Source organism: Xanthomonas sp. SHU 166 (assembly GCF_000364685.1).
Taxonomy (GTDB): Bacteria; Pseudomonadota; Gammaproteobacteria; order Xanthomonadales; family Xanthomonadaceae; genus Xanthomonas_A; species Xanthomonas_A sontii.
Genome location: NZ_AQOJ01000416.1, coordinates 1 through 5,865, shown reverse-complemented (window position 1 = coordinate 5,865; position 5,865 = coordinate 1). Strand labels below are relative to the sequence as shown.

Genomic DNA, 5,865 nt, shown 5'->3' with positions numbered 1-5,865 from the left:
GAGCGTGGCGGCGGTGCGGCCTGGGTGGCGGACGCGGGCGGAGTGGGGGCGGCAGACATGCGCCAAGTTTAGCCGGGCGCGCGCACGACCGCGTCGGCGTGCGCTGCGGCGCGCGTGGCGATCGTCTGCCGCCGCCTGCTTGCAACCGGCTATGCTGTCCGGATGCGCAACGATTTCATCGAGCGGCTGCTGCGCGGCCTGTACTCGGCCGTGCTCTATCTGCTGCTGCCGGTCACCGTCTATCACCTGGTCTGGCGCGGTTTCCGCGTGCGCCAGTACTTCCAGCGCTGGGACGAGCGCTACGCCTCGTATTCGCAGGCGCGCGGGCGGCCGCGGGTGTGGCTGCATGCGGTCTCGGTGGGCGAGGTCAACGTCGCCGCGCCGGTGGTCAATGCGCTGCGCGCGCAGCGCCCGGACATCCGCTGGGTGATCACCACCATCACCCCGACCGGTTCGGAGCGGGTGCGCGCGCTGTGGGGAGACGCGCTCGATCATGTGTATCTGCCCTACGACGTGCCCGGCAGCGTCGGCCGGTTCCTGCAGCACTTCCGCCCCAGCCTGGCGCTGATCCTGGAAACCGAGCTGTGGCCGAACATGCTGTTCGGCTGCCGCGACCGCGGCATTCCCGTGTACGTGCTCAATGCGCGGCTGTCGGCGCGTTCGTTGCGCGGCTATCGGCTGCTGCGGCCGTTGATCGGGCGCGCGCTGCGCACCGTCACCTGCGTGGCGGCGCAGTCGCAGGAGGATGCCGAGCGCTTCGTCGCGCTGGGCGCGCGTGCCGAGCAGGTGCGCGCGTTGGGCAACCTGAAGTTCGACATCGCCGCGCCTGCGCACTTGCCGGAGGTCGTCGCCGCGTTCCGCGAGCGCGTGCCGGCGACGCGTCCGGTGTGGATCGCCGCCAGCACCCACGACGGCGAGGAAGCGGCGGTGATCGAGATGCACCGGCAGCTGCGCCGGCAGTGGCCGGACCTGCTGCTGCTGTGGGCGCCGCGGCATCCGGAGCGCTTTGCCAAGGTCGAGGCGCTGGCGCGCGACCAGGGCTGGCGCGTGGCCACGCGCCGCCAGCAGCAGTGGCCGGGCACCGAGGATGCGGTGTTCGTGATCGATACGCTGGGCGAGCTGATGGGGTTCTATGCGTGTGCCCAGGTGGCTTTCGTCGGCGGCAGCCTGCAACCGATCGGCGGCCACAACCTGCTGGAGCCGGCGGCGGTCGGCACAGCGTCGGTGACCGGCCCGCACCTGCACAACTTCTCCGAAATCTCGCGGCGCATGCGCGAGGCCGGCGCGGTGGCCATCTGCGAGGATGCCGGCGCCGTGTGCGCGGCGCTGCAGTCCCTGCTGGGCGATGCCGAGGCGCGCACGCGCATGGCCGAGGCCGGCTGCGCGCTGGTCGCCAACGGCCGCGGCGCGCTGCAGCGGACCCTGCAGTTGATCGCGCCGCACCTGCCGCCGTTGGCGGGCGATGCGGGCGTGGAGGACTGACGCGTCGTAGAGACGCGCGGGCATATCCGTCGCAGCGGATATCGCCATGACGGGCTGTTCATGGGAAGTCCCGTCGCGGCTGAAGCCGCTCCTGCGGCTCCTGCGCATGACATGCGTCGTTACTCGAGGTGCCCTGCAAGTCGCGACGCATGGCTCTCGCCGTCCCTCTCCTCCCATCGCGCAGCGCGTCGGGACTGAAGTCCCTCCCACAGGAGGCTGCCGCCATTCGCCCCACGCCTCCATAAACAAAAACGGCGGACCCGAAGGCCCGCCGTTTCGGCGGCAAGCGCGTGTGCGTGCGCTTACTGCGTGCTGTTGGCGGAGTTGAGCTTGGATTCGGCGCTCTGGGTCAGCAGCGCGTTGATCGACTGCACCTCGGCCACGTCCAGCGAGCCGAGCGCCTGGCTCAGCAGCAGACGGTTCTGCAGGAAGTTGTAGCGCGCCTGCGCGTAGGCCAGCTGCGCCTGGTACAGGGTGCGCTGGTTCTGCACCACGTCCAGCACGGTGCGGGTGCCCACTTCCAGGCCGACCTGCGAGGCATCGAACGCGGCCTGCGCCGAGACCACCGCCAGGCGCCGCGCCTCGATCTCGCTGATCCCGGCCACCACCGTCTGGTAGGCGTTGCGGGTGTTGCGGTCGAGCGCGCGCTTCTGCAGTTCGTAGGTGTCCTGAGCGATGTCGCGCTGCGCCAGCGCCTGGCGCACGCCGGACTGGGTGGCGCCGCCGGCGAAGATCGGGATGTTCAAGGTCAGGCCGATGGTGTTGCTGTCGGCGCGCGGGGTGCTGCCGCTGCCGGAGACGCTGTTGCCCCAGTTCGCATCGCGGCCGGCGCTGGCCGACAGGCTCAGCGTCGGCAGGTGCCCGGCGCGTGCCGCCGAGACGCTGGCCTCGGCCGCCTGCACCTGGTACTGGTAGGACCGCAGCGACGGGTTCTTGTCCAGCGCCGAGGCGATCAGGCTGTCGATGTCGCCGCCGGTGGCCGGCAGCTGCGGACGGAAATCCTCCGGCAGGCCGCGCAGGTCGCGCACCGGCTGGCCGGTGATCTGGGTCAGCGCCTGGTACAGGTCCTGCAGCGAGTTGCGCGCATTGATCGTGTCGGCGCGGGCCTGGTCGTACTCGGCGCGGGCTTCGTGCACGTCGGTGATCGGCGCCAGGCCCACTTCCAGGCGCTTGTCGGCGTAGTCGAACTGCTTCTTGGCGGCGGCTTCGTTGGTTTCGGCGGCGACCAGCGATTCGATCGCCACCAGCACGTTGAAGTAGGCCGCCGAGGTGCGCACGATCAGGTCGTCGTTGGCCGAATCCAGGGTGTAGTCGGCGGCCAGGCTGCGCGCCTTCTGCGCGCGCAGGTTGGAGAACTGGGCGAAGTTGACCAGGGTCTGTTGGCCCTGCACGGCGTAGCTGCGGCTCTTGCCGGTGCCGGCCAGTTCGCCGCCGCCGCGCTCGACTTCGCTATGGTTGCGCTGCAGCGACGCGCTGCCGTTGATCTGCGGCAGCAGGGCGGCGCGCGCCTGCACTTCGCCTTCCTTGTCGTACAGCCGGGTCGATTCCGCGGAGGCCAACTGCGGGTCGCTGTTGCGGGCCATTTCGTAGACTTGCAGCAGGTCCGTGGCGTTGGCGGCCAACGGAAACAGCGCGGCGGCCAGCGCCAGGACGAGGGATCGGCGGATCATTGCGGCTTCCTTGATGGATCAGAATGTGAACTGGGGGACTGGCGCTGCGCCTCGCAGGTAGTACGCCAGGTCGGTTTCGAACAGCGATTCCGTGCGCGGCGCGCCCGCTTCGGCATGCACCAGCACCGCTTCCATGACCGGCGCGCGGCCGCGGATCGCGAACAGGCGGCCGCCGGGGCGCAGCCAGGCCAGGAACTGCGCCGGGATCTCGGTGACCGCGGCGGTGACGCAGACCACGTCGAAGCGGCGCTCGCTGTTCCAGGCGAAGGCGTCGGCGGTCTCGATGCGGACGTTGCTGCCCAGGCCGGCGGCGTCCAGGTTGGCGCGCGCGGCGGCGGCCAGGGCCGGCTCGATCTCCAGGCTGACCACTTCGCGGCCGAGCTCGCCCAGGCAGGCGCTGACGAAGCCGCTGCCGGTGCCGATCTCCAGCACGTCCTCGCCCGGCTGCAGGTCCAGGGCCTGCAGCATGCGGCCTTCGATCACCGGCTTCATCATGAACTGGCCGTGGCCCAGCGGAATCTCCAGGTCGGCGTAGGCCACGGCGCGGTGGGCCGGCGGCACGAAGGTCTCGCGCGGCAGCCGCGACAGCACGTCGAGCACGCGCAGGTCCAGCACGTCCCAGGGACGGACCTGCTGTTCCACCATCTTTTCGCGGGCTTGGGAGTAGTCGATCGTCATTTCGGGCATCCAACGCGGAGGGCCGGGCATTTTAGCCGGCACGGAGGCCGGGCGTATGCCGCAGCATCGCCGCCGGACGGTCCGGCGCGCAGTGCCGGAAGTCATCGGCCGTCGCGGACAGCCCCACGGCCGGGCTAGCGCGCCGCATAGGCACGCAGGAAGAAGTCGATGCTGGCCTCGACATGGGCGCGGATCCGCTCCTGGCTGGCGTCGCGGCACAGCCCGCACATCATCAGCGAGTACAGCTCGCCCTTGACCAGGCAGAAGAACTGCGAGGCGGCCAGGTCGAGGTCGGCGATGTCCAGCGCGCCGGCGGCGACGTGGGCCTGCAGCAACTGCGCCAGGTGCTGCTGGGTGCGCTTGGGACCGGCATTCCAGAACATCTCGCGGACGTGGTCGTCGCCGGTGCCCGGGGTCAGCATCATGCGGTGGGTGGCCATCGCCGCCTCGCTGCTGATCATGGCGAAGAAGGCCTGGCCGATGTCCAGCAACTGGGTGCGCAGCGGTCCTTTCAGGGCGTGCCCGAACAGGTCGTCGGGCAGCAGCGCCTGGCATTGCGCGCGCACCGCTTCGGCGAACAGGGTTTCCTTGTCGCCGTAGTGGCTGTAGACGGTGAGCTTGGAGACGCCGGCGCGGGCGGCGATGCCGTCCATGCTGACCCCGCCGAAGCCCAGTTCGGTGAACATTTCCCGTGCCGCTTCCAGGATCGCGGCGCGTTTGCCCATGTCCTTGGGGCGACCGGGCCCGGCGGGACGCGAGGAGGATTTGGCGGAGGCGGCGGACGATTTGCTGACCATGGGTGGCAATACTAGACCAGTCGGTTCGATATTTATACTAGACCCGCTGGTTCATTATTGTGACGCTGCGTTCGGCGGGTGTGGGGCCGGGCTGCGCAGTGCGCCGGCGGGCACGGGCCGCAGGGCCACGGCATCCAATGCTTTGCTTATGCGCGGCTTACATTTGCCTAACATCGGGCTCATGGTCGCCTAATCGACTGCCCCGACGATGCCGCCATGGCCATCGTCCCCCTCTCCGCTGCTTCCGGTTTCCGCTTCGCCGATCCTGTGCTGGTCGATGCCCTGCATCCCGATCGCGCGCAGGTGGAAGCCTTCATCGCCCGGGTCTACCACGAGCGCTACGGCGCGGTCCTGCGCGGCTTTCTTCCGCACCTGCTCGCCTACCACGGCGCCGACGGTCGCCTGCAGGCCGCGCTGGGGCTGCGCTGCGCCAGCGAGGGTCCGCTGTTCGTCGAGCAGTACCTGGCGCAGCCGGCCGAGCTGGCGATCGCCGAGCGGATGCCGCGGCGGGTGGTGCGCACGGAGTTGGTGGAGGTGGGCAATTTCGCCGCCGAGCACGCCGGCGACGCGCGGGCGATGATCCGCGCGCTGACCTGCACCCTGCATGGCGCGGGCCTGCGCTGGGTGCTGTTCGTGGCGACCCGGCAACTGCGCAACGCCTTCGACCGCCTGCACCTGGCCACTGTGGAGCTGGGCGAGGCGCGCGGCCAGGACCTGCGCGACGATCCCAGCGACTGGGGCGACTACTACGCGGCGCAGCCGCGGCTGATGTTCGGCGACATCGCCGCCGGGCACGCCTTCCTGCAACGCGAGGCGGAACCCCGCCACGGCGTGCTGCCCACGTTCCGCGCCTGCCTGGCGGGGGCGCCGTGAGCACGCCCGGCGTCGCCGACCTGCTGGCCGGCTTGCGCGGCGACGACGCGCGCGTGCTTTATGCCGATGGGGCGCTGCGCGAGCGCGATCTGCTCGAGCGCGCCCAGCGCCTGGCCGATGCGCTGCAGGGGCATGGGGTGCATTGCGTCGCCAGCCGCCTGGACAACGGCCCCGAGTGGCTGCTGCTGGATCTGGCGATCCGCCTGAACGGCGGCGTGCACGTGCCGCTGCCGACCTTCTTCAGCCCGGCGCAGGTGCAGTACGCCCTGGCCAGCAGCGGCGCGCAGGGGCTGATCGCGGCGCCGGGTCCGGCGCTGGCCGACCTTGACGGCGAGGCGTTGCGCCTGCCGGAGCCGGGACTGGCG

At 70.6% G+C, this 5,865-nt stretch carries 6 protein-coding genes; 3 read left to right on the top strand and 3 right to left on the bottom strand.

What is annotated here, in order from left to right; all coding sequences use genetic code 11:
* Positions 1-162 precede the first annotated feature (162 nt).
* The gene (waaA, locus tag D180_RS11425; RefSeq protein WP_017912896.1) at positions 163-1,482 is read left to right on the top strand and encodes a lipid IV(A) 3-deoxy-D-manno-octulosonic acid transferase; all 1,320 of its coding nucleotides are present in this window, start codon (positions 163-165) and stop codon (positions 1,480-1,482) included.
* A gap of 302 nt (positions 1,483-1,784) precedes the next feature.
* Here waaA and D180_RS11420 read toward each other — a convergent pair whose 3' ends face one another.
* The 3 genes from D180_RS11420 to D180_RS11410 all read right to left on the bottom strand — a co-directional run bounded on the left by D180_RS11420 (position 1,785) and on the right by D180_RS11410 (position 4,555).
* Positions 1,785-3,152 carry a TolC family outer membrane protein gene (locus D180_RS11420; protein WP_017911135.1) on the bottom strand — a complete coding sequence of 456 codons (1,368 nt, stop codon included), beginning with the start codon at positions 3,150-3,152 and terminating at the stop codon, positions 1,785-1,787.
* A gap of 18 nt (positions 3,153-3,170) precedes the next feature.
* Positions 3,171-3,830, bottom strand: coding sequence for a protein-L-isoaspartate O-methyltransferase (locus D180_RS11415; RefSeq protein WP_010344493.1), 660 nt, complete (start codon positions 3,828-3,830; stop codon positions 3,171-3,173).
* A gap of 134 nt (positions 3,831-3,964) precedes the next feature.
* On the bottom strand, positions 3,965-4,555 hold the full coding sequence (locus tag D180_RS11410; RefSeq protein WP_017911136.1) for a TetR/AcrR family transcriptional regulator: 591 nt from the start codon (positions 4,553-4,555) through the stop codon (positions 3,965-3,967).
* Between the two features lie 288 nt (positions 4,556-4,843).
* Here D180_RS11410 and D180_RS11405 point away from each other — a divergent pair, with 288 nt between their 5' ends.
* Complete coding sequence (locus D180_RS11405) at positions 4,844-5,500, top strand: thermostable hemolysin (RefSeq protein ID WP_017912894.1); 657 nt, start codon at positions 4,844-4,846, stop codon at positions 5,498-5,500.
* A partial coding sequence (locus D180_RS11400; protein ID WP_157835455.1) for an AMP-binding protein occupies positions 5,497-5,865 on the top strand: 369 nt, incomplete at its 3' end. The genes D180_RS11405 and D180_RS11400, both read left to right, overlap by 4 nt.

Bases quoted from the DNA above. Each gene is read 5' to 3' on its own strand.
- D180_RS11420 (WP_017911135.1), bottom strand. From the start codon at position 3,152: ATGATCCGCCGATCCCTCGTCCTGGCGCTGGCCGCCGCGCTGTTTCCG.
- waaA (WP_017912896.1), top strand. From the start codon at position 163: ATGCGCAACGATTTCATCGAGCGGCTGCTGCGCGGCCTGTACTCGGCC.
- D180_RS11410 (WP_017911136.1), bottom strand. From the start codon at position 4,555: ATGGGCAAACGCGCCGCGATCCTGGAAGCGGCACGGGAAATGTTCACC.
- D180_RS11405 (WP_017912894.1), top strand. From the start codon at position 4,844: ATGGCCATCGTCCCCCTCTCCGCTGCTTCCGGTTTCCGCTTCGCCGAT.
- D180_RS11415 (WP_010344493.1), bottom strand. From the start codon at position 3,830: ATGACGATCGACTACTCCCAAGCCCGCGAAAAGATGGTGGAACAGCAG.